The following is a 759-nucleotide window of genomic DNA, read 5'->3' on the forward strand; positions in this document are numbered from 1 at the left end:
GTCGAAGTCTGAATTGATGGCAATGGTGCCGGCCGAGCCCGGACGCTTGTCGGGAAACTGCACATCGAACAGATATTCGTTCTGCTGCTGGCCGACCGCATAGCGCTTGCGGCCGCAGTCGCCGAGTTCGCCGAAATTGCAGTCGACCGAAATCTGCGTCTCCTTGCCTTCTTCGGAGCGGGCAATGATGTCGAACACGGCATGTTTGCCGGCCAGCTTCTCCAGCACGCCTTGTCCGACGTCGAAACTGATCGCCGAACCGGACGCGCCGGAACGGATGCGCAGGAACGAACCGGTATCGTCCTTCATCACCTCGGCCCTGGCGTCAGACGGCGCGCTGACATGGGATGCATCGGCCGGCGAAAACACATTGATCCAGTCGCGCGCCTGGTCCGCGGCGCCGGGTTTTGCCGGACCGCCGTCGGCCGGTGTGAAATCGTCGTCCTCGACGGTCGGCGGCGCCTGCGGCGGGGCGGTGTCGAGTTGCGCGGATGTCTTGAACACGCCGGTCTGCACGGCGAAGAACAGGCCGATGCCAACCGCGGCGAGCAGTGTCACGGTCAGGAAGATGGCGGTCAGCGGCAGGCGACGTCCCCTTATGCGCCGTTCATCGCGGTCGGGCGCCACTTCCGTCGTCGCGCCGGCCGAGGCCGGAACCGACATGTCGATGGCCGGAGCATCGGGAAGCGTGGCCTCCGGCATGATGTCGGGAACGACGGGCAGAACGCGGGAGCGCGGCGCATCGGCAGCGGATTGCAC

The 759-nt window shown here is 65.7% G+C and carries 1 pseudogene; it reads right to left on the reverse strand.

Annotation, left to right across the window (positions count from 1 at the left end):
• Positions 1–759 (reverse strand): annotated as a pseudogene (locus EN964_RS36130) (hypothetical protein); the annotation flags it as partial.

The sequence above is a fragment of the Mesorhizobium sp. M7A.F.Ca.CA.001.10.2.1 genome (assembly GCF_003998575.1).
Lineage (GTDB): Bacteria > Pseudomonadota > Alphaproteobacteria > Rhizobiales > Rhizobiaceae > Mesorhizobium.